23 protein-coding genes are annotated in these 26,517 nt (G+C 46.7%); 18 read left to right on the top strand and 5 right to left on the bottom strand.

Annotated elements, in window-relative coordinates; genetic code table 11:
* Positions 1 to 212: 212 nt before the first annotated feature.
* Both BJP58_RS04825 and BJP58_RS04820 read left to right on the top strand, forming a co-directional pair.
* Positions 213 to 713, top strand: coding sequence for a MerR family transcriptional regulator (locus BJP58_RS04825; protein ID WP_194543017.1), 501 nt, complete (start codon positions 213 to 215; stop codon positions 711 to 713).
* A 2-nt stretch (positions 714 to 715) separates the two neighbouring features.
* Complete coding sequence (locus BJP58_RS04820; protein WP_194543016.1) at positions 716 to 1,150, top strand: SRPBCC family protein; 435 nt, start codon at positions 716 to 718, stop codon at positions 1,148 to 1,150.
* Between the two features lie 102 nt (positions 1,151 to 1,252).
* Here BJP58_RS04820 and BJP58_RS04815 read toward each other — a convergent pair whose 3' ends face one another.
* Together BJP58_RS04815 and BJP58_RS04810 are read right to left on the bottom strand one after the other, a co-directional pair.
* Positions 1,253 to 1,426 carry a hypothetical protein gene (locus tag BJP58_RS04815; RefSeq protein ID WP_181469777.1) on the bottom strand — a complete coding sequence of 58 codons (174 nt, stop codon included), beginning with the start codon at positions 1,424 to 1,426 and terminating at the stop codon, positions 1,253 to 1,255.
* An 84-nt stretch (positions 1,427 to 1,510) separates the two neighbouring features.
* Positions 1,511 to 2,137 (bottom strand): class I SAM-dependent methyltransferase, encoded by a 627-nt coding sequence (locus tag BJP58_RS04810; protein ID WP_194543015.1) that lies wholly within the window; start codon positions 2,135 to 2,137, stop codon positions 1,511 to 1,513.
* Positions 2,138 to 2,665: 528 nt separating this feature from the next.
* Here BJP58_RS04810 and BJP58_RS04805 point away from each other — a divergent pair.
* The 3 genes from BJP58_RS04805 to BJP58_RS04795 all read left to right on the top strand — a co-directional run bounded on the left by BJP58_RS04805 (position 2,666) and on the right by BJP58_RS04795 (position 10,683).
* Entirely contained in the window at positions 2,666 to 8,599 is a 5,934-nt protein-coding gene (locus tag BJP58_RS04805) for an S-layer homology domain-containing protein (RefSeq protein ID WP_194543014.1), read from the top strand.
* Positions 8,600 to 9,076: 477 nt separating this feature from the next.
* Complete coding sequence (locus tag BJP58_RS04800) at positions 9,077 to 9,871, top strand: SDR family oxidoreductase (protein WP_194543013.1); 795 nt, start codon at positions 9,077 to 9,079, stop codon at positions 9,869 to 9,871.
* A 224-nt stretch (positions 9,872 to 10,095) separates the two neighbouring features.
* Complete coding sequence (locus tag BJP58_RS04795) at positions 10,096 to 10,683, top strand: dihydrofolate reductase family protein (RefSeq protein ID WP_194543012.1); 588 nt, start codon at positions 10,096 to 10,098, stop codon at positions 10,681 to 10,683.
* Here BJP58_RS04795 and BJP58_RS04790 read toward each other — a convergent pair.
* The gene (locus BJP58_RS04790; RefSeq protein WP_194543011.1) at positions 10,661 to 11,002 is read right to left on the bottom strand and encodes an MmcQ/YjbR family DNA-binding protein; all 342 of its coding nucleotides are present in this window, start codon (positions 11,000 to 11,002) and stop codon (positions 10,661 to 10,663) included. The two genes, BJP58_RS04795 and BJP58_RS04790, sit on opposite strands and share 23 nt — an antisense overlap.
* Positions 11,003 to 11,321: 319 nt before the next feature.
* Between BJP58_RS04790 and BJP58_RS04785 the strand changes: the two genes are divergently transcribed.
* The 5 genes from BJP58_RS04785 to BJP58_RS04765 all read left to right on the top strand — a co-directional run bounded on the left by BJP58_RS04785 (position 11,322) and on the right by BJP58_RS04765 (position 15,374).
* Positions 11,322 to 12,005, top strand: coding sequence for a DUF6273 domain-containing protein (locus tag BJP58_RS04785; RefSeq protein ID WP_194544825.1), 684 nt, complete (start codon positions 11,322 to 11,324; stop codon positions 12,003 to 12,005).
* A gap of 122 nt (positions 12,006 to 12,127) precedes the next feature.
* The gene (locus tag BJP58_RS04780) at positions 12,128 to 13,318 is read left to right on the top strand and encodes an NAD(P)/FAD-dependent oxidoreductase (RefSeq protein ID WP_194544824.1); all 1,191 of its coding nucleotides are present in this window, start codon (positions 12,128 to 12,130) and stop codon (positions 13,316 to 13,318) included.
* Between the two features lie 45 nt (positions 13,319 to 13,363).
* Positions 13,364 to 14,215 carry an RNA polymerase sigma factor SigJ gene (sigJ, locus tag BJP58_RS04775; protein ID WP_194543010.1) on the top strand — a complete coding sequence of 284 codons (852 nt, stop codon included), beginning with the start codon at positions 13,364 to 13,366 and terminating at the stop codon, positions 14,213 to 14,215.
* 157 nt (positions 14,216 to 14,372) lie between these two features.
* Positions 14,373 to 14,825 carry a MarR family winged helix-turn-helix transcriptional regulator gene (locus tag BJP58_RS04770; protein ID WP_194543009.1) on the top strand — a complete coding sequence of 151 codons (453 nt, stop codon included), beginning with the start codon at positions 14,373 to 14,375 and terminating at the stop codon, positions 14,823 to 14,825.
* 24 nt (positions 14,826 to 14,849) lie between these two features.
* Entirely contained in the window at positions 14,850 to 15,374 is a 525-nt protein-coding gene (locus tag BJP58_RS04765) for a spermidine/spermine N(1)-acetyltransferase (RefSeq protein WP_194543008.1), read from the top strand.
* A gap of 147 nt (positions 15,375 to 15,521) precedes the next feature.
* On the opposite strand, the gene BJP58_RS04760 is transcribed toward BJP58_RS04765, so the two are convergent.
* Positions 15,522 to 16,268 carry an EcsC family protein gene (locus BJP58_RS04760; protein WP_194543007.1) on the bottom strand — a complete coding sequence of 249 codons (747 nt, stop codon included), beginning with the start codon at positions 16,266 to 16,268 and terminating at the stop codon, positions 15,522 to 15,524.
* Between the two features lie 272 nt (positions 16,269 to 16,540).
* Between BJP58_RS04760 and BJP58_RS04755 the strand changes: the two genes are divergently transcribed.
* The gene (locus BJP58_RS04755; RefSeq protein WP_194543006.1) at positions 16,541 to 16,795 is read left to right on the top strand and encodes a hypothetical protein; all 255 of its coding nucleotides are present in this window, start codon (positions 16,541 to 16,543) and stop codon (positions 16,793 to 16,795) included.
* A 96-nt stretch (positions 16,796 to 16,891) separates the two neighbouring features.
* Positions 16,892 to 17,833: a hypothetical protein gene (locus tag BJP58_RS04750; protein WP_194543005.1), complete on the top strand. Its 942-nt coding sequence runs from the start codon at positions 16,892 to 16,894 to the stop codon at positions 17,831 to 17,833.
* 25 nt (positions 17,834 to 17,858) lie between these two features.
* Here the strand turns inward: BJP58_RS04750 and BJP58_RS04745 are convergent, their stop codons facing one another.
* Entirely contained in the window at positions 17,859 to 18,821 is a 963-nt protein-coding gene (locus BJP58_RS04745; protein WP_194543004.1) for a helix-turn-helix transcriptional regulator, read from the bottom strand.
* Between the two features lie 112 nt (positions 18,822 to 18,933).
* Here BJP58_RS04745 and BJP58_RS04740 point away from each other — a divergent pair, with 112 nt between their 5' ends.
* The 6 genes from BJP58_RS04740 (at position 18,934) to BJP58_RS04715 (ending at position 26,430) form a co-directional block, all read left to right on the top strand.
* On the top strand, positions 18,934 to 19,413 hold the full coding sequence (locus BJP58_RS04740) for a GyrI-like domain-containing protein (RefSeq protein WP_071218938.1): 480 nt from the start codon (positions 18,934 to 18,936) through the stop codon (positions 19,411 to 19,413).
* Positions 19,414 to 19,489: 76 nt separating this feature from the next.
* Positions 19,490 to 19,954 (top strand): phage tail protein, encoded by a 465-nt coding sequence (locus tag BJP58_RS04735; protein WP_194543003.1) that lies wholly within the window; start codon positions 19,490 to 19,492, stop codon positions 19,952 to 19,954.
* A 504-nt stretch (positions 19,955 to 20,458) separates the two neighbouring features.
* Positions 20,459 to 23,116 carry a phosphoenolpyruvate synthase gene (ppsA, locus tag BJP58_RS04730; RefSeq protein WP_194543002.1) on the top strand — a complete coding sequence of 886 codons (2,658 nt, stop codon included), beginning with the start codon at positions 20,459 to 20,461 and terminating at the stop codon, positions 23,114 to 23,116.
* Positions 23,117 to 23,372: 256 nt separating this feature from the next.
* On the top strand, positions 23,373 to 23,792 hold the full coding sequence (locus BJP58_RS04725; RefSeq protein ID WP_194543001.1) for a VOC family protein: 420 nt from the start codon (positions 23,373 to 23,375) through the stop codon (positions 23,790 to 23,792).
* A 247-nt stretch (positions 23,793 to 24,039) separates the two neighbouring features.
* Positions 24,040 to 25,407, top strand: coding sequence for an FAD-binding oxidoreductase (locus BJP58_RS04720; protein ID WP_194543000.1), 1,368 nt, complete (start codon positions 24,040 to 24,042; stop codon positions 25,405 to 25,407).
* A gap of 246 nt (positions 25,408 to 25,653) precedes the next feature.
* The gene (locus BJP58_RS04715) at positions 25,654 to 26,430 is read left to right on the top strand and encodes an NAD-dependent epimerase/dehydratase family protein (protein ID WP_194542999.1); all 777 of its coding nucleotides are present in this window, start codon (positions 25,654 to 25,656) and stop codon (positions 26,428 to 26,430) included.
* Positions 26,431 to 26,517: the final 87 nt, after the last annotated feature.

The following is a 26,517-nucleotide window of genomic DNA, read 5'->3' as shown; positions in this document are numbered from 1 at the left end:
ACATAGATTAAACTCCGCGTTAAACGCGGAGTTTTTTGTTTGCAATTAATCGTTATTGGGGTGGCTTCCTTATCCTATGGCTCACTGCTTTAGATAAGAGAGCAATCCAAACAAATTTCAACAAAAAAATAATTTTCGGTTGCACCTAACGTAACGTCATCTTTTATACTAAAACTACCGGTACATAGTTAGCGCTAACTAAAGGAGCTCTTATGAAACGAAATTGGAAGGTAGGGGAGCTTGCCAAACAAACGGGGCTCACCGTGCGGACTTTGCGATTTTACGATCAAATCGGTTTGTTCTCTCCATCGGACAAGACGGAGTCCGGTCATAGGCTGTACGACGAATCTGACCTGTCACGCCTGCAGCAGATTATATCGCTTAAAGAATTAGGCTTATCTTTGGAGGATGTAAAGCTCATCCTGAAGGACGAGCAGATCAGCCCACTAGAGATCGTCAAGCTGCAAATAGCCCGAATCAAGGAACAAATCAAGGTGCAGCAGCAGCTTCTTGAACAGCTTCATCATCTATCCAAGTCGATGCAGGGGATGGCGCCATTAGCGGTTGAAGACTTCACTGACCTCATGCAAGCGATTAAAAAAAGCCATGAGAAGTTAGTCATCGAGCGGAGAACGAGCTGGGAACACCATCTGGATGTATTGGGTAATTTTATTGCCGAGGAAGAGAAAAAATCGAAATCTAGGGAGGATTAATTATGAACGAACGATTTGTTAAACATGCCACTTTCGTCGTCGAACGGTCTTATTCAGCTTCGCCTGCGAGGGTCTATCAAGCTTGGGCCGATCCGGCTGCCAAAGCAAAGTGGTTCTCAAAACCCGATATTTTCGAGTTTCATGTGGGGGGACGCGAATATAGCAGCGGTGGCCCGCCAGAGGGGCCCGTCTTTACGTTTGACGCGTGCTACCAAGAGATTGTGCCGGAAGAGCGCATCGTCTACAGCTATACCCTGGATTCGGATGACAAACGTATCTCCGTTTCAATCACAACGGTCGAGCTCATCCCGACCGAGGATGGCACAAAGCTGGTCTTCACGGAGCAGGGGGCATTCTTAGACGGGTATGATACGCCTGAAGTGCGTGAGCATGGGACAAATGAGATGCTTAATGCACTTGGAAAGACACTCGAATAGCGGCTTCCAGCATGTTAAACCCCACTGTTAAAAAAATCAGTGGGGTTTAACCACAACCTGGATAATAGAGGCTAGAGTGAAGAATTGTTAAATAGATATCTATTACTCTTTCCGACTTATAAACTCATTCGGAATATCTTCACCTTCCGGGTTATTGTTTTTAATTTGGCTAAGACGTCCATTGCGATACTCACCACCATGAACCTTGTTCTGGCGCTGACCATTATTATCCGTACGATCATGCTGATTATGATTATAGTTCCTGTTATTTGCCATTTCGCATACCACCCTTTTCTCTAAGATGTACAACATAGAATGTGTATTGAGATCAGATTTATGCAGATTGGCGGCTCGAGGACTCTAATTTAGTTGCCTGGTTGGTTCCGCCGTGAAGTAAATCTCGTTATATACCATGCACTTTGTAAACTTCTTAAGTACCTCACATCGGTATTGCCCGTTTTGGAATAAATCTAGGTAGCTGTTTTCGCTGCGGATATACTTTCCATCATCGTACCAGTTCATAAATCGATTGTTAAATCTTCTTTTCATACAAAAATACGGCTCCATGACGATAACCTTGCCACCTGGTTTCAAAATGCGTTCAAACTCGACCAAATATGAACGAATCTGCTCATCTGATATATGGTGAAGAACAGCAACGACAAAGATATAGTCAATGGAGTTGTTTTCTATAGGGATCTGGCGTTCATCAAATATTTCAAATGTATGGTTGGGGTACAGTCTTTTGGCCAGACGAACCCGATCCATATTGGGCTCAATGCCAAGATACCGATCTGAATGACAAATAGAGCAATTTGCTCCGGTACCCGAACCAAAATCAAGGATGAACTTATTCTCCAATTGGAAGTGCTTCTGAATATGGTCATGGATATATTTTTTGGTAATCCATTGGGGACGGACAAACCAGTGATACAAACGCGGAGACAGAGGCATTTCTAACAAGTCACCACCCTTTTTATATAGCACAAAGGTTAATCTGACTCATCGTCCCATTCCTTATACGTAGAAAAATTAACCGATTCCCATCGATAAAGGCAAATAAACTATTTATATAAATAAAGCAGCCGGAGTTTGTCATCCGACTGCTTTATTAAGTTCACTCTTCAGGAAAATTATCGAATAGACCTGAGCATACGACTCCATGCATTTCCGTTGAGCCTGCGTCTATATGCCATTCCAATCAGTGTAGCACCCACCCCAACAGCCAATAAAGATATAACGGTTTTCTGATTATTGATTTTGAAAGGGATCATTCGCTGCATTTCATTCACTCCTTCATCTGAAATATTTGTTCGAGCTCCGAACCATCGTATTATGGGTACGTTATGAACTCTTCATTCAGAAAAAGGATGGGTATAATGATGCTGCAATTTGTTTCCATGTATGATTAAACGTTCCCCTTACTTTCGTTTACGAAACATGCGATTTCGTTTGATATCCGCTTGACCTTTATGCTTTAGGATTTTAGAGGATAAAAGCATAAAGGAGGAGCACATGAAGCGAAAATGGATCGCCGGCTTATTATCCGGCATACTGATCGGCAGCAGCTTATTTGAGCTTGCACTTGCAAGTACCCCGGCCTATGCTGCGCCATCGGGAGCGATGCCCGTATTTATCTCGGAAGTTTATCCCGATGACCGGTCGAATCAGCAAACAATCGAGGGCGCGGGCGGGGCCGATCTGTTCGAATATGTTGAGCTTTATAATCATTCGGGAGCACCGATCTCGTTTAATGACGAGTTCAACATTCGTTACGACTATAATACGGGCGTGAAGACGTTGACGGTGACGGACACGGTCTACGGCAATCCGGATGGGGTGGTCATCCCGGCAGACAGCCCGGCTGTGCTCTGGGTGGAACGGACAAGCTCGTCCATATCCGGGGCGGCCGCCGCATTGACCGAATCCGATTTTCGTCAGTATCACTCGGTTCCCGGCCATGTGCCGGTATTCAAGCTTCGGGGACAGGACGGCCTCAACAACACGGACCGCGGCTTATACATAACCCGAAAAGGCGATGACGCCGCCGTGATCAGCGGCTTCTATTATACCGCCGAGGATGTCGGCGACGGCAAGAGCGTGCATCTTCAGCCGCCTGCCGGCGGTACAGGAATGATTCCTTACGCCCGGGAAGCTGCGCCTTCCGCCGGAATCATCGATCCGGGGCAGCTATCGCCGCCTGACAATCGTGTACCTGATATCAGTCACACGCCGGTTACTTCGGCCGATCGGACGCAGCCGCTGACCGTAAGCTCAAGTGTCTATGACGCAGACGGCGATGCGCTAAAAGTAAAGCTGTATTACAAAACGGCCGTCAGCAGCCCCTACAGCATGATCGACATGGTCGGTCGCGGCAGTGATCAATTTGATGCGGTCATTCCGGCCGATCAGTTGATCGGGGAGAAGCTGCAGTATTATATCGAGGCAGCGGATGGAATTCAGCAGGCGAGATCCGCCGATTATGAAACGGCTTTAACCGGAGGAGCTGCCGGCGGGACCGTTCCGCGCATCCTGATTACTGAACTTCTGCCGAATCCGGCCGGGGATTACCGGTGGGGAAGCGGCAACCAGTACGAATACGTTGAAATCTACAATAATTCGAATCAGGTATTGGACCTTAAGGATTATACGCTCTGGTATCTGTACCCGAGTCAGACGGCACCTAAGAGTTGGATGATCCCGGATCATACCGCAATCGAGCCTTACAGCTCGGCCGTCATCTGGTTCGCGAAGGAAGCCGTGGCCAACGGCAAAGGATACACAACGACGGCCGACTTCAACCTGCACTTTAACAGCACACTGAACGATAACGACATTATTTTCTACGATAATTCGAAAGCTTCGGATTTCAATCTTCCGAATTCCCTGCATCGCGGGCTTGCTCTGTCCGCGCCGGGACAAGCCCATTCGTACATCGTACAGGCCTGGTATGATCCCAGCACGCCGGACAGCCCGGACAGGCTGGTCAACGACGTACGTAATGCAGTCGTTCGATATGCCTATCCGGATGCAGGGACGACCATGAGAAGATTGGATAACCGGATGTACGCCAATCCTGGCAGCATTGATCCGGGGCAGGTGCCGCCGGTAACAGGCGTCGACATGATAGCCCCGACGCTCGAGCATGAGCAGACCGCCTATAATTTGGGCAAGGGTCAGGCATATGCAGTTACCGTCACTAGCGACGAGCCACTTGCTTCCGCCGAGGTGTTGATTGGAGCAGCCTCCGAGGAGCCGACGGCTTTTACGGATAAACATGCGCTGACGCTTGCGTCCCAGGATAATGGACGTTATGTCTACCAAGGCTCGATCACGCTGAATGAAATCGGAGCCTATCGTTATATCATCGATGCAGTCGACGGAAACGGCAACCGCACGCGGGTCCCATATAACTCCAGAGGCGGGCTTCTGACAGTTAACGAAGAAAGCACGGGGACGGAGCTGCCGGATCCGGGGTTATCCTTAGCCAAAGGCAGCATGCTGAGCGGGAAGGCATCCTTCTACGCTTACGGCTCCCGCGCCGAGGACGATATCGAAGTTCGCTTCGACGGCAATCCGCTGCCGCTTCGCAAGGCGCTGACGGGCAAGGTAAAGCTGGGCATGCAGACCCGGGGGATCGATCAGATCTATCAAGCGTCGGCAAGCGCACTCAATGCAAGCGGAGAGACGGAATTTTTCGGGCGCATACTGCCCAAATATATCGACGGCGCATGGTCGATGTTCGATATGGCTCCCGACCTCTTCGTGACCGGAACGACTGTTTCCGTCCATACCGGGAATGAGAATGCGCCGTATCAACTCAAAGATCACGACAAGGTATTCGGCAAGAACAATCATGACGATTTCGAAGTGATGAATCTCCATCTCGTGCTCCCGGACGGTTCGGTAGTCAAACCGGATAAGGTGCTGAACTACCTGGGCAATCTCGGACAGTCGACCGTGAATTATCGGGAGGATACGTATTACGGTTTCGGAGATGCGGATTACGGCAGCAACCCGAACAAGCCGATGATCAGCGATTTCCATTTTCCGATTCCGCAGGACAAGTTCACGGCAAGATATGCAGAGCTCGACACCGCTTCCGTAAAGGATGGGGTGTATCCTCTAAGCATGTCAATGAACGGACAAGCCTTCCAGTCCATCGACGTGACTGTGGACAATACCGCTCCCGAGATTGAAGGAATATCGTATGGGGAAGGGCAGTTGTTGACCGACGCCATGCAGCTCAAAGGGGCGTTCACGCTGGATGTGGTCGCATCGGACCATCTAAGCGGCGTGACCGACATTACGGCGGAGCTTGATGGCGAGCCAATCTCACTTCCTTACGAAACGTCTTCCGCGCTGCTTGCACCGGGCGAGCATATTCTAAAAGTGACCGTACTCGACGGAGCAGGCAATTCGGCGGACATCTCCCGTAACTTCATAATTGAAGACGAGATACCTCTTCTTCCTGGCGAAGTTTCCCCAGCCGATTTCGCGGAGAACACAGGGTTGAATCCGAGCCTGAGAGCGCGACTCAGCGATCCGAGCGGGGACTCGATGGACGTTCGCTTCTTGGAAGGGGATAAATACGATTTTGCCCGTGAAGACGGGATCAAAGGCCATATCAACGTTGCAGACCGGGAGCCGCCGCTTGTACTGGCGCCGGACGGCGAAAAGGGAATCGGCAAGGAGGAGGCCGACAAAGTTGCTTACCCTGACGGGGAGTATCTTGTTACGGATACGGAATCCGGCTTCCCATATCATCGATTCGAAGTCCAACTGGACGAAGCATGGTCGGAACAGGATACGGTAGAGCTGCACTGGCAAGGACGTACGCTTCCTGGACGCATCGTGACGCTGTATGCATGGGATTATGAGACGGGCAAGTGGACCGCGCTAAAGTCGGCCACCGGTGATGAAGCCGAATCCGACATTACCCTGACAGCAGAAGTGGATCCTAAGCGTTACGTGCGAAACGACAAAATCCAGGCCATGGTTCAGGATGAAGTGAAGAGCGCGAATGCGCCGTTCAACATTTTGTGGTTTACGGACACGCAGTATTACGCGGAATCGTACCCGGACATATTCGATAAACTGGGCGATTGGATCGCAGAAGAATATAAGAAGGGCTTGTTCAGTTATGTGATCCATACCGGCGACATTGTGAACGTGGCTGACGACGAGAAGCAGTGGGTGGTAGCCGACCGCAACTTGAAGAAGCTGGATGAAGCGGGCGTACCGTATGGTGTACTCGCGGGCAATCACGACGTCATCATTGATGGTGTGGATTACTCCTACTACGGTAAGTATGTCGGGGCCGACCGGTATAAGAACAATCCTTGGTATGGCGGGGAAATGGATAACAACCGCAACCATTACGACCTCGTGTCGTTTGGAGGCCATGACTTTATTTTCCTGTATATCGGCTTTGGACTAGAGGACACGCCAGAGACGATCGCTTGGGCCAACGAGGCGCTGAAGAAGCATGCGGACCGCATTGCGATCGTCGGCATGCATGCATATCTGGAGAGCAACGGCACCTTGTCCAATATGGCGCAGAGCGTTTATGACCAGGTCATCGCGCCGAACAAAAACGTACAGCTGGTGCTAAGCGGACATTATCATGCTGCGAACCGGGTCGTGAAGACGGTGACGCATCCGGACGGATCGACAAGGCAGGTCATCGAAATGCTGGCGGACTATCAGGGAGGACCGAACGGAGGCAACGGGTATCTGCGCCTGCTGAAATTCGATCCAACCTCCGGTACGCTGGACGTGGATACGTATTCACCTTACTTAGACGATTATAATTTCTTTGATGATGCCATCGAGGATTTTACCGAGCCGTTTGCGTTCAGGGACATTCAAAAACGGGTGGCAACCGATTATTTTGCGGTTAACGTGTACAAAGATACACTGATTGGCGAGCAAAAGGACGTGAAGTCCGGGGAAATCGCCTCTACCGTATGGAATGGACGCGAAGCCGGTGAGACGTATTACTGGTATATGGATATTACCGATGAATTCGGCGCCAAGCAGCTTAGCCCAATCTATCGCTTTACGACCTCGAAGAAAACGTCTCCTCCGGGCGGCGGGAATGACGGAGGCGGAAACAATGGGGGCGGCGGCAACAACGGAAATAACGGAAATAACGGAAATAACGGCAACAATGGCAACAACGGAAACAACGGCAATAACGGAGGCAACAGTAATCATCCGGGTCAAAGCAAGCCAGGAGGAACGCTGCCGACCACCGGACCTTCCAGACCGGGAACGATTACGGCGGAGGTCGCCATAAACGGTCAGAAGGCTCAGGTAGCGATCGGCGAAGCAGAGCTCAGCCGTGCCTTCGACAGCGTCGCAGCGAACTCGCGCGGAATCAAGACCGTGACGATACAACTGGACGAAAGTGCCCGGTCTTTCAACGGTGAAATCGTCATCCAGGTCCCGTCAGCTTCATTGAACCGCAATCACACGCGGGAACGGATCGAGATCGTTACACCGCAGGCAACCGTGAAGCTGCCTTCCGATATGCTGAACCGTCTGTCGGAAGCAGGGCAGTTGACGAGCCTCGTAATTCGGCCGGGTAATCGAAGCGGGCTTTCCGCGGACCGACTTGCCGGGATTGGGAACAGACCGGTCGTCGAGTTGCTGCTGCAAATCGATGGCAAGACGGTGGAATGGCCGGGAAGCGGCACCCCTGTAACGGTATCGCTCCATTATGAAGCCAAGGCTGACGAACGAGCGGATCAGTTAGTCGCGTGGGAAGTCGATGCGATGGGCTCCGTATCTGCTGTGCTGAACGGATATTACAATGCCAATACTCGTACCTTGACTTTCGAGACGGACAAGCTTGGCACGTATGCAGTCGCATATAAGCAAGTATACTATCGGGATGTAGAACCGGGCAGCTGGTATGCAGACGCCGTACATTTCCTCTCTGCCCGAGACATAGTTAAGGGGACAGGGGGAGGTCAGTATCTCCCGCAGAAGGAGATCAGCCGGGCCGATTTTCTGGTCATGGCCATGAACGCCTTCGGCATCAAACCGGAGAATACGGATGATGACAGTAATTTTGCCGACGCGGGCAGCCGGTACTATACGCCGTATTTATCCGCAGCGAAGAAGCTGGGACTGGTCCATGGAACGGGAGATAACCGGTTCAGACCGGAGGACTCGATCACGCGTCAGGATATGGTCGTCATGCTCCATGCGATCATGGAATCGGCCGGTAGCGAGTTGCCGGGTGGAGATGATAACATCGAACGCTATACCGATGCGAAAGACGTATCCGGTTATGCGAAGGAAGCGATGGACTTCATGCTGGATGCCGAATTGATTCAAGGCACAGGTGGAGGCAAGCTGTCACCGAAGTCCGTTACCGATCGGGCAATGGCAGCAGAGCTGATCTACAACTACCTGGTCAAAAGCCGGGAAGCTTCTTAAGAATCAGAATAAAGATCAGTTATATCATGTTCATGGATTAACGTAGTTAGAGCGGGAGGAGCCTCCCGCTCTTTTTGTTGCCGTTCGGTTGCGGCTGTGATTTCAGGCTGTTGTTAAACTAACTGTCAGATACGTTCAATTAAGGTACTATACTTTGGATATCTTCCTTGACTTGTTCTGGTTATATTTTGTAATCTGTTCTTGGAGATGAAGGAAAGGGGACTCGTATTCCAATGTGGACTTCCTTGTAATGGTTTGATTGTAGGTGATCGCGTGATTCGACCTTGGCTAATTGCCATAGGTTTGGTGAATCATGCCATCCTCAACCATTTCGAGGGATGCGAGAGACCGTTTATTTCATCCGCTGCGCGAATACTTGATGTATCCGCTTTTTTTGGTTAAGGCAGCGGAAGCAATTCATCTCCCATGATGAACGATTCTCTTGTCTTCTCTTAACCGTAGGAGGTATTTCTAATCTTGAAGAGACTGCAAGGGAAAATTGCCATCGTAACTGGCGTAAGCCGTCCGGGGGGAATCGGAGCCGCGATATGCCGGACATTGGCTCGCGAAGGTGCCGATTTATTCTACACTCATCTATATGACTATGATAAAACAATATATCCAAATGACGCAGACAAGAGTTGGCCAAATTTATTTGCCGACGAACTTCGCCAGTTGGGCGTTCAAGCCGCACATATGAATTTGGACTTAGCCGATTCCGGTTCGGCTGTCAAACTGCTGCAAGAAGTCCGAACTACGATCGGTCTTCCGACAATCCTTGTCAATAATGCTACGTATAGCGTCGATGCCGATTTTCGTCAATTAAATGAAGCTCTTATCGATGCCCATTGTGCTGTAAACATTAGAGGGACTTTCATGCTATGTGCCGAATTCGCTCGTATGCTTGAGTCAGAGCAACGTGCACATAACGACGGGTTACCCGGCGGAAGAATCATTAATCTTACCTCTGGACAAGGAAAAGGCCCAATGCCCGGTAATCTCATCTATGCTGCAACGAAAGGAGCCATCTCCGTTTATACCGAATCATTGGCTGCAGAGCTGGCTCCGCTTCATATCACTGTGAACGCTATCGATCCCGGTCCTACCGATTCGGGCTGGATGTCCGAAGAGGTGAAAACAGCCCTGCTTCCGAGATTTCCGATGGGGAGGATTGGTCTTCCCGAAGATGCGGCCCGTCTGATCGCTTTTCTAGCAAGTGAAGATTCACAATGGATTACCGGACAAATTATTCATTCCAGAGGCGGTTTCTAAAGTGGATTTACTTTACCGTCTAGCATTGTAACGTACGAGTTACGAGCTGTCATTGTATTATCAGAGAACCAAAGTTTAATCATGACAGAAGAAGGCAGCCGATCATTATGATCGGTTGTCTTTTTTAAGCTAACGGGCAGATAAAATACATTTATGATATAAGACATAAGATGACATAATTATAATTTACACTGAGTGATATATCCCGAAAGGAGCTACAAATCGTGAAACGTAAAATCATTTTAGATTTAGCCGTTACGTTGGATGGTTTTATTGAAGGGAAGAGTGGGGAAGTAGATTGGTGCATTATGGACCCTGAGATGGGGTTTGCGGATTTTTTAAATCAAATCGATACGATAATGTATGGAAGAAAAAGTTATGATTTATGGGGGCGGTTCACGCCGGATATGGATCCGTCGGATGCTGAGCAAGAATTATGGTCAAACGTTCACAGTAAAGAAAAATATGTGTTCTCCAGGACGCAAACAGGGAGCGATCATAAAGCGACATACATCAATGATCATATCCTTGAAGAAGTAAATGCATTAAAGAATAAGCCGGGTAAAGACATCTGGTTATATGGGGGAGCAAGCCTTATTACAACCTTTATTCAGTTAGGGCTGGTTGATGAATTCAGATTATCGGTTCACCCTGTCATCCTGGGAGAAGGAAAACCGTTGTTTATGGATATCAAGCAAAGGTTGAATTTAAAGATGGTGAATACAAAAACGTTCTCCTCCGGGGTCGTGCAGCTCATTTATCATTTGGATAGGAATGCAGTTAACGATGTTAATCTCGAGAAGACGCCTTAGTTAAAACATAGCTTTGTTTGATCATTTCACGGATTTCTTCTTCAGGTACGGTGCCGTCAAGAATAATCGAATTCCAATGGTCTTTATTAAGATGAAAGGCCGGGACTACTGCAGTGTATGCCTGCCGTAAGAACTCCATCATGCCGGATTCACACTTTACATTGATCCAAATATGATCCTCTTTTTCAAAAATCCACGCAAAAACTTTATTTGTATCTTTATGTCGAACCACGGTCCAATTTTTATCACGAAATGGTTGATCCTCATACGAATGGTCCAAGCTCAAGCAGTAATCGATGGCTTCCTGTCTACTTCTCATCCCTAACTCCTCCAACCTATAACATATAAAAATGCCGTAAGTTTAACGGCATTTTTGTGCTCTCCTAATCAACATCAAGCGTAGGACTACGTATACCATAACAAATAGGATTGTCGGAGGACAAGCCATAACTGAGGTGGAATTCATGGGCATCAAACAAATTCAACGCCCACAAGCCTTAGAAACAAACATTAAAGTACCTAGCTAAGCTATTATAAATTGAAATGGGAAGGATCAAGGGTGTACCGACTTTAACTTAGCACTTGCATCCATGTTGTACAATCCAACTAGATACGTAAAGGAGGAGATCTTTTTGAGAATGGATCATTTTGCTTCCCACCCGTCCCGAAGCGCAAAGGCTGGCGGCTTCATTACCTTCGGCACTTACCCGCAGTCTTCTGACGGTGCAGACAATTCCCCGATCCTGTGGAGGGTGCTGCAAAATTCAGGAAGAGAGCTGTTCCTGTTGAGCGAGTACATTTTGGACTGCAGGCGGTATCACGGCGAAAGCGTGGATACGAAGTGGCGTGATAGCGTGGATATTACGTGGCATGATTGTGATTTGCGCAAGTGGCTGAACGATGAATTCTACAACACCGCATTTAATGCGACAGAAAAAAAATTCATAAAGACGTCGCATTGTTCGGACAACGGAGATGGCAGCCCGGATACGGAGGATAAAGTTTTTTTGCTTAGCGTTACAGAGATCAAGGAGTTATCGGAGATTCACGGAAAGGAGTTACGGCGTGCCGTTGGAACGGATTTTGCCAAATCGAAAAAATACGATGGATGCAGCTTATATGTATACGATAAAACAAACCAGGATAACTACATCATCAGAAACGGCGAAGAAGTCGGCTGTTCCTGGTGGTGGCTGCGAACACAAGGAAACAAGCCTTCGCGTGCGTTTTTTGTCGGTCCAAGCTGCAGTATTCGCAGCTATGCGAATGTCAGTCTCTCCCGTGACGGCGTGCGTCCCGCTTTAAAACTTACTCTGAAATAGAACGGGGCTTTCCCAGATTGGGGAGGCGCTCTAACCCGGATCTTAAAGAATCGCCGTCGGAAATGTCACAAATCAGCACCCTATATTGTTTTATGTGCAAAATGCAAAGGAGCTGAGGAATGATGAACGACTTGACATGCATCATTATTGGAGGCGGCCATGCAGGGCTTTCAGCGCTTAAAGCGATAAAAGAAACAACCCGGAACATGACGAATGGACGGCGGATTCGGTTTGTTCTGTTTGACAAGCAGCCCGGTCATGTGCGCAAAATACTGTTGTTCCGTCCGGCCGTAGGTGAGGAAGTGATTATGATTCCTTGGACGCATTATAGTTTTTCAGAAGGAGTCGAATTCGTGCAAGGAACGGTTGCGTCCGTGGATAGCGGGGGGAAGCAGATTCAATATAAGGATGCGCATGGAGATGAGGCCTGGATTCCTTATGATCTTTTAGTTGTAGCGGTCGGTAGCGTCTTTCGGCGCCCTGATCCTGATCGGGGAGGCATTTCTTTAACCGATCAGCAAACCGCAGCAGTCATCCGGGAGCGCTGGCGCGCCAATCTACGGCAATCTGTTCACGAGACAGATGTTAAGGAACGTAAGCGACTGATGAGCGTCGCAGTTGCGGGAGCGGGTATCAGTGGCATTGAGACATCGGCTGAGCTGGCGCTAGAGATGCAGAAGGAAGCAGCTTTACTGGGACTTGATTCGTCCGAAGTCGCTGTCTATTTACTGAATGCGCGGGAGCGGTTATTCCCAGAAGCACCCGAGAAAGTGGGACATAAGCTGGAATTGACGCTTAACAAATGCGGAGTGACCGTGCTTCATAATCGTAAGGCGCTAAGAGAGGAAGCAGGCGTGGTGACGGTCAGCAATGGTGATCGTCTGCCGGTTGGCCTGTGTATATGGACGATTGGTCTGATTCCGAATCCGGACCTTCGCAGTATGGGCTTGCCGCTTACTCCGGACGGTCAAGTTCTAGTGGATGGATCCTATCGCGTGCAAGGGGCAACGGGTGTATACAGCATCGGCGACTGTACGAGAATCGTCGATCCGAGAAACGACATCGCAGATCAAATGACGTGCAAAGAAGGCGGCCTACAGGGAGAACGATTGGGGAAAATCGTTATGGCCGATTTGGAGGGACGCCCCGCTCCGGTTCACAAGAAGGTTCCCTTAGATTTTTTCTGCATTGGACTTGGGAAAAACCGCGGGTTGGTGTGGGGACGCAAACGGGGGGTCAACCTGATTATAACCGGAAAACTTGCATGGAAATTCAGGAATATTGCATGGAAAGCAGGCAGTAAACTTCTATAGAAAGAAGAGATCTAGCTTGCAGATAAGAGAAGGTGAGAAGACGAAGTGGAAGAACTGTACGATCAATATAAAGCGCTCCTATTCACGCTGGCCTATCAATTAACAGGCTCTGTGGCAGATGCGGAAGATGCGGTGCAGGACGTGTTTGTTAAGGCGCACGACGTACAACCCGAGCGTTTGGAGGAGCCGAAGGCATATTTGTGCAGAATGGTAACCAACCACTGCCTTAATCAGCAAAAATCAGCACGGAAGAGACGCGAAATTTACGTTGGTCCCTGGCTCCCTGAACCGATTCGGACGCCTGAGGCGGATACCATCGAAGCAACCGTTGTCCGCTTCGATCTGCTATCTTACGCCATGCTCGTACTGCTCGAGCGGCTGTCCCCGTCAGAGCGGGCGGTTTTCGTTTTGCGTGAAGCACTTGGCTTCGAATATGCAGAAATTGCCGATCTGATCGGGAAGCGAGAGGCGAATTGCCGGAAGATGATGAGCCGGGCAAGAAGCAAGATGGGGGTTTCCGAGAAGGAGCCCGTAAAGAACGACGCAGATGAAAAGGAATGGATAAACCGTTTCCTCGTGTCCCTCGATCAAGGGAATATCGATCATTTGTTGTCACTGCTTACCGAAGACGTCATGTTCGTTGCCGACGGAGGCGGTAAAGCCCTGGCGTACAAGCGCCCCATACAAACGCGCGATTATGTGGCCCGAGTCTTGCTCGACGGGTTCCAAAGCATACAAGGGAAACTTCACCTCGAGCCCGCACCTCTTAACGGTGAGACCGGCTTCGTCATCCGTTCGGGGAACGAAATTTTGGCGGCGATATGCATACAACTCCGGCACGGAAAGCTTGCCAGAATGTATGCCGTACGGAACCCGGATAAGCTTGCTCGGGTTTAGGTCCTCGAGTGCAGCTTAAATCTAATGACCATTTCGATGAATCAGGACATTTCATTGAAGTGGTCATTTGTTTTATTGCAAATACAACATTGTTATATTAAAATAAACATGCGTTTTATTGCATTTACAATATAAATGAAAACGAGGGAGTCAATGTATGAAAGGAATTCTTCGTGAAATTGGAATGATCGCAAGGGCATTAGATTCGATTAGCAATATAGAATTTAAAGAATATGACCTGACGAAAGGACAGTATCTGTACCTTGTGCGAGTATGTGAAAACCCAGGAATCATTCAAGAGAAGTTAGCTGAGATGATAAAAGTAGATCGAACAACTGCAGCCCGTGCTATCAAAAAGCTTGAACTTCATGGCTTTATTGAGAAGAAAGAAGATCAACATAATAGAAAAATCAAAAAACTCTTTCCAACGGAGAAAGGGAAACATGTGTATCCTTTTATAAAAAGAGAACATGATTACTCGTATACGGTTGCATTAGAGGGATTTTCCGAAAGTGAAGCAGAAGTCATGTTTAATCTGCTACAAAGAGTCAGAAAGAACGTTGAAAAAGACTGGGAGTTTGTAAAAAAGGGCAATAAGAGATTATATTGAATTACTAAATGGAGGAGAAACCCATTGACTCTAAAAATAAGGAAGTGCACGTTAGAGGACCTTTGCTTACTTCAAGACATTAGTGTTGAGACGTTTAATGAGACATTTAAAGGTCAAAATTCACCTGAAAATATGAAAGCCTATTTAGAAAGAGCATTTAACTTAAACCAATTAGAAAAAGAGATTTGCAATAGCTCTTCGGAGTTCTATTTTATTTATTCTAGTGGGGAAATCGCCGGGTATTTAAAGGTCAACACCCATGATGCCCAAACTGAAATGATGGGCAATGATTCGCTTGAAATCGAGAGGATATATATTAAGGGCATATATCAAAAATTTGGGCTTGGCAAGTTCCTGCTGAATAAAGCCATGGAGATCGCGATGGAACGAAATAAAAAGAGGGTCTGGCTAGGCGTTTGGGAACGAAATGAAAATGCCATTGCTTTTTATAAGAATAGGGGGTTTGTTCAAACAGGAACCCATTCTTTCTATATGGGTGATGAAGAACAGAAGGACCTTATCATGACCAAAACATGCATAGAGCACTAAAAAGAATTTTAGCTAAAAACGGGTATTGGGTTCGTGATATCGGATGTGGGTTCAAGGCAAACCTAAAGGCAGCTAATCTGCGGATTAACTGCCTTTGTTTTTGTTCAAGCAACGTTCTTGGATATGCATATGGCGATATAGAGAGGATTAACCCAAATCCACGAAATCATCGTGTAATCTGCGGAGGCGATAAGCGTTCATGGCGGATTCGCGCAGCTCCTCGAGAATGGTGTAATTGGCCCACGCGCCCGCGACAGCGCCGATCCCAGGAACCATCTGCAGCATCTTCCGAAAGTCCATGGCGTCGCGATACTCGATCTGAAATGTCTCCCAGTCCATATTCTGGGCGTATTCTGCGTCAGAGAGCCATTGTTCCTTTTCCATATGCCAATGTTTGATGGAATGGAGCAACCTCGCACGGTTTTCCTGCCCTGAAAAGGTCATTTGAAATACCTTGAGAATGAACACCCGTTCGGAGAAGTGTTTGGTGTCGTAACCGTAAACATGGGCCAGCTCGAACAAAAATTTCATTTTGATCGCAATTAAAGCTGGAAAGTCTACCATGCTAAACATAATGCCGCCAGCACCCGTTCCAGCGCCTTCGGCAACCGCAATTTTCTGGTACAGGGCAAATAACTCTTTCGCTTCTTGATCGGCAGTCTCCAGTTCCAGCGTATGCTGAACCGGACGGCTAGGCGTATATTCCGCACCGAACAACGCTGTGCGCACGATCGATCGTATGGTGGTCGTAATAATGCTGTGCACCTTCGGGGGAATCAAATGATTGATTCGATTGCCAATGGTTTTCGATGTCTTTTCCAGCCATCCCGGCGGTTTGAACATTTTCTGTTCCCAGTCGGCAATTTCCCTTTGTACTTTATGTTCGTAATTCATGATCATTCGCTCCTCAAAAATACTTAGCTATATTGTAACGATTAACTCCGTGATTCGAAACAGACTGCGGAAGGGAGGGGACCTCGACTAAAGTCCAGTTTCACATTGATTTTATGATTTATCAAGGGTTATTCCTGATGATTTCGGTATCCAGCAGCTTGTTAGAAGACAACTATTTTGATATTTCTAATTGGCAGTAAATAGAAATCTATGATAAAATATGAATATGTATTATTGATTTAAGTAACTCAATTCAATGGGGTGACTTGGCAGTGGAGGATGAACAATTCAAGATCGGTCTTTCTAAAAAAGACGGTCAGCTCGGCTTCGTCTTTGATCGTGGAGGGCCTCGCGAGGGGGCAGGAAGAAAGGGAATCGGCATAACAAAGAAGATATCATTGACTCTGACAAAAGATATTTGGGAAGAAATTGATCGTGAGTGTGAAGAACGAGCGATCTCTCGGTCTTCATTCTTCAGAAATATTATGGAGTCCTATTACGCCGCCGCTAATAAGAAAGGCAGGTGAATAAGTTGTTAGTGCACATATCAAGGAATTTACTTGCTAAGGCTGTTCAACATGTCTATAACAATACTTCGCGAGGTTTAAAAAAGGAGATACTAGATGGAAAATAATCAAACTATTCGTTTGGCCATTGAAGAATCTATTCAGTTTCTTGAATTTGCACCGCATTTTACGATGGCTCACGGCGAGTACACTCGTCGAAAATGGGATGGAGCTTGGTGGCATATGGCTGCTCTTTATGAAATGGGAGAAGTGAAACGAATCCCCCAGTCCGCTATTGAAAGAGCGATACACCTTCTCAAAACCCAGGTCTGGCCAACTTTTATTATATCCGCCGATGATCATCCAACAAGTGAAAGTGATAAGATGAAGTTGGATTGCTGCCATTGTGAACTTGCCGTATTCTATATGATTCTAATGGGGTATGGCTGTGATTTGGACAAGGAACTGCCTTGGATTCGTGAATGGCTCTTAAAGCATCAGCTTCCTGATGGCGGACTGAATTGCGATCCTGATGCTTATACTCGTTCTAAAAAAAGCTCTGTTGTCTCAACATTGCCTCCGCTTGAAGCTATCTTACGGCATACTGATCGGGAATTCACTGAACAGGAAGCTGTTTTCTTAGACGAAGGTGCACGTTATTTAATTGAGCATCGACTTGTTTGTTCTAAACAAAATGGGAATGTCATCGATACCGATTGGCTGAAACCTTGCTTTCCGAGGTTTTTTGAATATGATATATTGCGCGGCATGTCCTTCTTAGCAGAATGGTCTCGGCGTAGGAACAAACTGCTTCCGGTTGGGTTAATTCATGAAGGATTGGAACGCTTGAATACATCAATGGCAGCAGATGGTTTGCGAATCGGTAGACAAGTCTTTGATCCACAAGGCCCGTGGGGTGGGCAAACTTTTTCCTTGTTAGAAGCAACGGCCGGCATTGGTGTCGTTTCGCCTTATCTAACCAGACAATTGGATCGAGTAATCGAACGGCTGGGACCGGAATATACCTTACGATCAAAGACAATGGGAAGAGTACCTTAGTAGTGGATGTTTCCAAAGGCAAAACCTACGGACAGTAGTGGCTTAATCGTTCTTTTAAACCTGAAACGACTTCATCCGGTATTTCCCTGATCTTAATATCTCCACCTAGGAAAAGCAGCCAATTGGTCATTTCGGTTAATTCTTCCGAATGAAGAACATTGATAAATGTCTTTAAAGTGGCGGTGGTTTGGTATGGATTCGTATAAGAAATTGAAACTTTTAAAGGATGGTATTTTTTGAACTGAGCAATCGCCTTTGGGCCAAGATCAAGGACAAGATTGATGATCTCTTCCTGCTTACTTAGTTGCTCTAGAATCTTTTTCTTACTTATTCTTTTCTTCACGGGGTATGGTTGTACGTCGGTGAGATTGTCGACAGGAATAATCCGCCTCTTCCCATCCTCTAAGTCAAAACCTTCGATTTGCCATAGGCTTTTTTCACGATAAAGATGCAAGAGATAAATGGGATAAGACTTTATGATCTTCTCTTCCTTGACGGAAACCAATAGATACCGGTCCACCAGAAGGATCTGGATGAGTTTTTCTAACATCGGGTGGGGCAGGTCAGACAGATCAAGCAGGTCTGGATTATGAGGGTTAGTCCCTTCAAAAAGCAAAATTTGATTTAACAGAACAAGGTCATCTTGCTGGTTTTCCGAGATGAGACCTAGCAATTTTTCTGCTAAAGATTGACGACTCTTCAGATAAGGGAGTTGTTGATTTCTTGTGGCCATAAAGGCTATAAACAGAGCTTTAATTTCATTATCGGTAAAGCGGACTGTGGGCAGGACAGAGTTGTTCATGACAAAATAACCCCCATCCCTCCCAACTTCAGCGACAAGCGGCATCCCCATGGCTTCAATTTCTCTAATATCTCGAATCGCTGTCGAACGAGAAATGTTAAATTCCTGCATGATTTCAGAAATGGTAAAGTGGGCACGGTTGTTGATATACCGCATAATGATATTGATCCGTTCAACTTTTTTCATCGGTTCTCCTTTAAACAGTATCATTTTTTGACATGATTTAAGGTTATTATAAACCCATCAAGTGAAAAGACAAATCATTTGATAAAAATAAAAAAAGAGGTAGGGATTGAATATGACAAATTATACGCTTGAGGAAAAAGACAGCTTTATCGTTTTGGGAATTGGGACTGAGCTTCAGAGCGATTACACAGACTATGCTGGCATAAACAAGGAGAAGGCAGACTTTTGGGAAGCAGTGAAACAAGATGGAAGCCTTGATACGTTAAAGGCTGTTGCCGCAAATGACTACATTTTTGCCGTAAACGAAGCGGTGAATAACAAGATGATGTATTATGCTGGCGTCATGACAGAGACATCTCTACCCGAGGCAACTAGGGTTATTCAGTTTCCTAAAGGGGAATACCTCGTAGTAAAAGGGGAAGGGAACACGGCAGATGAGTTGAGTAATAAACTTACTGGCATTGCCTTCGGACAAGTCTTGCCGGAAGCTCAGAATTTTGCCTATGTAGGCGGGCCAAATGCAACGGTAGAGATGGGACAGCGAGACGGGTTGGTATTTGGTGAGTTGTGGATCCCTGTTGTCAGGAAATGAGTGAATGTTTCGATGTAATCTTTGCTCGAAGTAGGTCCATGAACTAACGCTCACCAAACTTTTAGGAGGGATGAACATGTCCAATATCGTTGATTTTAAAACGGTGTCTACGGTGGGTTTAGAGTCTTCACCCGTAGTAGAAGCTCTTGCTGGTTTACGAGCGAATGAAGCCCGTTACTTTATGAACAAATATAAGCATGAATTCACCGTCGTACCAGCCGACGAAAGCCAGGAAACCCTCGACTATGTGAACCGGATTTTGAAAGAAGAACGTGATATCGAGTTTGCGGCCAACCCATTAGAAACATCTCGTTTCCAAGTGGAAAATATCAAATGGGCTTTCGTATTTTATGAGGATGGTCTTGCGGTCAATGTCATGTATACGATTGATGACCCGAAGAAGCGTGCCGTCGGTTTTAAGCTTTCTGAGGGGATGGAGGTACCGCAGGAGTTAGAAGGGAAGTTTAAATTTGCTAGGCAGAAGTCTAAACTAGCTGGAACCATTCGGGGTTCGTTCTTTGTCATAAAAGGGGAATACTGAAGTAAGCAAAAGCGCAAGTGGAGGATTCCAGCCAATTTTAATACATAAAAAGAGCAGCGATAATACGCAGCTCTTTTTATTTGCCTGAAACGTGCGACGAAAATGGGTGGCGCTAAGATTGCTGCGGCCAATGCATCGATTAGAATCAACCTCAGTAGTGCTGTGAGATGTACTCCACGTGCCGAGAAGCGCTTTTAGATCTAAGTAGCTAACATGCCAGCGGCTTACCTGACCTTTTAAACTTTGGGCAAGATGTAGCTGGGTCGGAAGAAGCGAGACATCTTAGCCTGATGACAAGAACAATAGTAGCGAAACTAAAAAAAGAACCTGGCAGTTTCATCAGATTCTTTTTTATTGCATATAAACAGACGCGATGATATAATCAGATCACGACTGAGATTTGATGTATGGACATAATTATCTTATCTTACAATCTAAGTGTATCATGCTGAGAAACTCTTGTCAAATGTTTTTTCTCAAATTAATGGTTAGGAGAGATGTTGAATGCGTTCGTTGGTTCTCGATTTTCAGGAAATGGACAAAAAGCAGCTTGGGCTCGTTGGCGGAAAAGGGCTCCACTTAGGGGAATTATCAAAAATTGCAGGAATACGAGTTCCCGAAGGATTTTGCGTGACAACCATAGGATATCAACGAGCCATCGAACAAAACGAAACGTATCAATCTATGCTCAATCGACTAACCATGCTATCAGCAGAGGATCGAGATCAAATTGTTGAAATTAGCAGGAAGATCAGACAAACCATCATGGAGTTAGAAATTCCATCCGATGTAGTGACAGCAGTAACTCGCTATCTCTCCAGGTTTGGCAAGGAACAGGCATATGCCGTTCGATCCAGTGCAACTGCTGAAGATTTACCGCATGCCTCTTTTGCGGGTCAACAAGACACCTATCTAAACATCATCGGCGTCGATGCCATCATGCAGCATATCAGCAAATGCTGGGCTTCCTTGTTTACAGATCGCGCGGTGATCTATCGTATGCAAAACGGATTTGACCATCGTCAAGTTTATTTATCCGTAGTCGTTCAAAGGATGGTTTTCCCAGAGGCTTCAGGGATATTATTCACCGCAGATCCGATGACTTCTAACCGAAATCTGCTATCCATCGATGCCGGTTTCGGACTTGGAGAAGCGCTGGTCTCTGGCTTGGTATCTGCCGATGGTTACAAAGTACGGGAAGGAGAAATCATCGAGAAGCGGATAGCCGCTAAAACATTGGCAATCTACGGACGAAAAGAAGGCGGAACAGAAACAAAGCAAATCGATCCCGATCAGCAAACGTCACAAACTCTTACGGATGAGCAAATTTTACAACTGGCACGCATCGGAAGACAGATTGAGGCTCATTTTGGCCAGCCCCAAGATATCGAATGGTGTTTGGCCCAGGATACCTTTTATATCGTTCAGAGTCGGCCAATCACGACTTTATATCCGATTCCTGAAGCGAGCGATCAAGAAAACCACGTCTATATCTCTGTTGGTCATCAACAAATGATGACGGATCCCATGAAACCACTGGGATTGTCTTTTTTCCTGCTAACGACTCCTGCACCCATGCGTACAGCCGGCGGAAGGTTGTTTGTTGATGTCACACATCATCTGGCATCACCTGAGAGCAGAGAATCTTTACTGAATGGCATGGGACAACACGATCCGCTCTTAAAAGACGCACTTATGACCATAATAGATCGAGATTTCATAAAACCATTACCAAACGATAAAAAAGAAACGAGTCCCAGTAAGAGCAATAAAGTTATGCCGCCTGCCGGTGCTCAACCACAATTCGAAAACGATCCGACAATCGTTTCTGATTTAATGAAACGCACTCAATCATCGATCGAAGTGTTGAAACAAACCATCCAAACGAAATCCGGATCCGATTTATTTGATTTTATATTGGAAGATATCCAGGAACTGAAGAAGATCTTATTTGACCCCCAAAGTTCGTCTGTGTTTATGGCTGCCATGAATGCTTCATCATGGATCAATGAAAAAATGAACGAGTGGTTAGGTGAAAAAAACGCTGCCGACACGCTTTCTCAATCTGTGCCCCATAATATTACTTCGGAAATGGGTTTAGCGCTGCTCGATGTCGCAGATGCAGTCCGTCCTCATCCGAAAGTCATTGATTACTTACAGCATGTCAAAGATGACAACTTTTTGGATGAACTGGTTAAGTTGGATGGTGGACAGGAATCCCTTTACGCGATCCTTGATTTTCTCGACAAATATGGCATGCGATGTGCGGGAGAAATCGATATCACCAGAACTCGTTGGAGTGAAAAACCAAGTACGCTTATCCCTTTGATCCTGGGCAACATCAAAAACTTTGAACCGAATGAAAGTGTTCGGAAGTTTGAGAATGGGCAACAGGAAGCTTTGAAAAAAGAAGAAGAACTATTAGAGCGATTGAAACAATTGCCGGATGGTGAACAAAAAGCCAAAGAAACCAAACGAAAGATCGACCTCATCCGGAATTTCATCGGCTACCGCGAATATCCCAAATACGGCATGGTGAGTCGGTACTTCGTTTATAAGCAGGCTTTGCTGAAAGAAGCTGAACGGCTCGTGCAAGCGGGCGTTATTCATGATAAGGAAGATATATATTATCTCACTTTTGAAGAGCTTTACGAGGTCGTACGCACAAATAAACTGGATAATCCGGGTTCCATGGTCGAGCAGCAAGCGAAGCTTGCGACCAGACAGATGATCAGCAAACGAAAAGACGAGTACAAAGTATATGAAAAATTAACGCCGCCGCGTCTCATCACATCGGAGGGTGAAATCATCACAGGGGCTTACAACCGAGAAAATCTTCCTGTCGGAGCAATTGCAGGTCTAGCCGTTTCCTCCGGCGTTATCGAGGGACGCGCACGCGTCATCTTAAACATGGAAGACGCCGATCTGGATGAGGGGGATATTTTAGTCACCTCCTTTACAGACCCTAGCTGGACGCCATTGTTTGTATCCATCAAAGGACTGGTCACCGAAGTGGGCGGCCTGATGACCCATGGAGCCGTTATCGCGCGTGAATATGGCTTACCGGCCGTTGTCGGCGTTGAGAATGCTACCAAACGGATAAAGGACGGGCAGCGCATTCGCGTACATGGGTCCGAAGGCTATATTGAAATATTGTCATAGCTAAATACGACAAGCCGTGGCATTCGCCACGAGACCACAATCAACAGTATGCAAAAGAAGTCGCGGAATCCGCGACTTTTTCTCATTTTACGCTGGAAGCTGTAAACGTCCCGGCATTTTTTATATTTATGACAATAACTGTCACTATTATCAATCATAATAGGTTCAAAGCCTAAATGCGCTTAGGCATGTTAGATGAAGCTACAAGAGGAAGTAAGTAGAATCCAAAAAATGAAGCTAAAGGAGCTGTTTAGAAATGAAGTTACATTTCATTCCCTACATTATGCTGAACGGAAACGCCAATGAAGCGATTGCATTTTACGAAAAAGCATTGGATGCTAAAGTCTTGTCAAAGCAAACATTTGGACAGGCACCTGAGAGTATCCAGAACGCCATGCCGTCAGATGTAAAGGATAGAGTGGCTCACTCCGTCTTAAGGATCGGGGAAATTGAGATGTTTGTAGCCGATACGGAACCTGGTCAGCAAACGCAGCCGGGAGATCGGTTGAGCATTTGTATTACGACAAACGATATTGAAAAATCAGAACACTTTTATGAGGCTTTACAACAAGGAGGTCAAGTGATTACGCCACTGCAAGAAATGTATTTTAGCCCAGCTTACGCAATGGTTACGGATAAGTTCGGAATTACCTTTCAGATTTTCACTACAAGGTAACACAAATAAAGAGCTGGCCTGCTTTCAATCTTCCGGTACATGTCGGGGCGTAACATAGAGTAAGCTGCTATATAGTATTCTTAGAAGAGCCTGGTTCACCAGGCTTTTTTTTTAATGCAGATTTCGATAGAGCAGGATGTAGAACAGTATTTAAAAGCCTTATCAGCTCCAGCCCATACGGGACATTGAGCTTCCTCATACGTTATATGGTACCTGCCTAATTTGTTGAAGCAAAGAATGCTCACTAATGATTAAGGAGTTGGATAGCTCGGTGAAATCAGACATTAAGCTTACAGGGCGAGTGATTTTTAGGGGGGATCCAGGTTATGAGTCGGCTCGCAAGAATTGGGATCCTCATACGGACAGATTTCCCAAAGTTTTTGTGTTCGCTCAAAGAACGCAGGATGTAGCAAACGCCATAAGATGGGCCCGGAAAAATAATGTCCCTATTCGCCCGCGAAGCGGAAGGCATGCCCTAGAGACCAACCTTTCACAGGTCAATGGAGGCATAGTCATCGACGTAAGCGAGATGAAGAAAATCAAGCTGAATAAAAAAAGCGGCACCGTTGTCGTCGAAACAGGGAATCGGGTAGGTAGGATCGTTGATACGCTGGCGCGCCAAGGCTATATTGCACCATTTGGTGACAGTCCGACGGTTGGCATCGGCGGAATTACGCTTGGCGGGGGAATTGGCCCGCTGCAAAGGACGATTGGCCTCATCAGCGATAATTTACTCGAGCTTGAGATGGTTGACGCTAAGGGAAGAATCATTCGGGCAAACAAAAAACGAAACTCCGATCTCCTATGGGCTTCCCGCGGCGGCGGTGGCGGCAACTTCGGCGTATACACCAAATATAAATTCAAAGTATTGCGAGCACCAGCCAAAGCTACCGTATTCAGCATCACCTGGCCTTGGGCACAATTCGAAAAAGTCGTGAAAAAATGGCAAATATGGGCTCCTAACGCCAGCACCAAGTTGGGCAGCGAATTAAACGTCGGTCCCAAAAAAGGCGGAAACGTCAGTATGTTGGGACTGTACCTTGGATCAAAAAGCGAAGCCCTTCGCCAATTGGAACCTATTCTTAGCGTGGGGACACCTACTCAAAAAACCATCCGATTCCTACCATACACGGAAGCTACGAAATTTCTGCTAGCTCCCGATCCAGTTCTTACTCAAAGATATAGCAATCAGTTCTCCAGCAGCTTCGGCAGACGCCCATTCCCGGATAAAGCCTTTAAAATCATGCGCGAGTTTCTAGAAAAAGCAGAAGGAGGGACTCCAGCCGGATTTTTCTTCCTCAACTGGGGTGGCGCCATAAGTCGTATCGCACCTAAATCCACCGCATTCTACTGGCGAAAAGCGAAGTTCTATGTCGAATGGAACAGCTCATGGGTGAAGCCATCCCATGCGGCTAGAAATATTGCCTTAGCCCGGAACACCAGGAAGAAGCTGCAGCCTTATATCGTGGGGTCCTACATTAACGTTCCGGATCAGGGCATAAAAAATTCAGGATCGGTCTATTATGGAAAGAACTACGCCAGATTGAGGAAAGTAAAGGCGAAATACGATCCGAGTAATGTATTTAACAACCCGCAAAGCATTCCGCCAGCTTAATCAAAACAAAGTAGTCGATATATGTGCTATTGCAGTCGCATTTTTGAAGTAGTTAACCATGGTTTATACCAAATAAATGATCCCAAACCCCAAAAGCAAGCCGAAAAATCACTCGGCTTGCTTTTGGGGTTTCCCTTACCTATTCACCTAATCCGGATTTTCGTATATATCCTTCTCGTTCCGGGTAATTAAATTACTAACAGCACACCAATCGTGTGACTATGAAGCGGGAAAGGGGATCGACAAATGAAACGCAAATTGTTAATAACGGGAGCGGCAGGCACCATAGGAAATGTCATTTACAACGGGCTGCTTAAAGACAACCGGTATGAGGTTGTTGGAGCGGATATACAGGCGGACGAGAAGCTGGGCATTGTACAAATGGACATCGGAGACGAAACGAGGCTGACGGAGCTGACGCAAGGAGTTGATACGGTGCTTCATTTTGCATGGATCAAGGACAAGGGGGATTTTCTTGGCAAAGTGCTTGCGGGAAATGTGAGCGGTGCCTACAAGTTATTTGAGACGGCGGTGCACAATGGCGTGCGCCGTATCATATTCGCCAGCTCGAATCATGCAACCGGGTATTACAAGACAAATGAGATGGTAGGGCCCCAAGATCCATATCGTCCAGATAGCTTTTACGGACTCAGCAAATGTTATATCGAGCTGCTGGGCCGACTGTATTCGGACCAAGGCAAGATCTCATCGTTCAATATTCGTATTGGCAACTTTCCCGGGGACAATCGTCCTCATTCAGAACGTGCGGGGCATATCTGGATATCCGAACGCGATATGCTCCAATTGATCGTTTGTTGCATTGAGGCAGATGACGAACTGAAATTTTTGAATCTGTACGGCACCTCTGCTAACAGTGATAACTACTACAATATCGATTATCTGGAGGAACTGATCGGATACAAACCTCAGGATGATGCGACAAAGCTGCTTGAGCTGGCCAAGGCAGCGGGACGCAAAGTGCGTCAGGATGAAACGATCTATCAGGGGGGACAGGAACAGTAGCAATTGAACAATGTGACAATGTTGTCACTTGGAATGAAATAATGTTATATGAATCGATGGGAATATATAGATGTCCCCCTTATACTG

The organism is Paenibacillus sp. JZ16 (assembly GCF_015326965.1).
Classification (GTDB): domain Bacteria; phylum Bacillota; class Bacilli; order Paenibacillales; family Paenibacillaceae; genus Paenibacillus_AQ.
The sequence above is the reverse complement of the archived record's forward strand: the minus strand, read 5'-3'. Positions and strand labels throughout refer to the sequence as shown.